Annotated in this window: 1 protein-coding gene; it reads right to left on the bottom strand. The window is 54.7% G+C overall.

Annotated features, from left to right (window positions below):
- On the bottom strand, positions 1–243 hold a 243-nt coding region (locus tag AB9F29_RS22735; RefSeq protein WP_369757353.1), incomplete at both ends, for a transposase.

Here is a 243-nt window from a genome sequence, read left to right as displayed (position 1 = left end):
CTATCATCGCCGGAATGCCCATCAGGTTCATGACGCGGGTCATATTGTAGGCCAGCACATGCAGCGCCATCTCAGTTGCCACGTTTTTCAGGGTTCGCATTTTGAAGTGGGTGGCCCCCATCCATGATTTGATCGTGCCGTAGGGATGTTCGACGGTCATGCTGCGGACCGCCAGTTGAGCTGGGTTTGCATCCAGTCGTGCTTGCACCCGCTCAAGAACATCTTCTTTTTCCCAACGACGCA

The sequence above is a fragment of the Falsihalocynthiibacter sp. S25ZX9 genome (genome assembly GCF_041205405.1).
GTDB classification, from domain to species: Bacteria; Pseudomonadota; Alphaproteobacteria; order Rhodobacterales; family Rhodobacteraceae; genus Falsihalocynthiibacter; species Falsihalocynthiibacter arcticus.
Note: the sequence above shows the minus strand (reverse complement) of the source record. Positions and strands in the feature narration are given on the sequence as shown.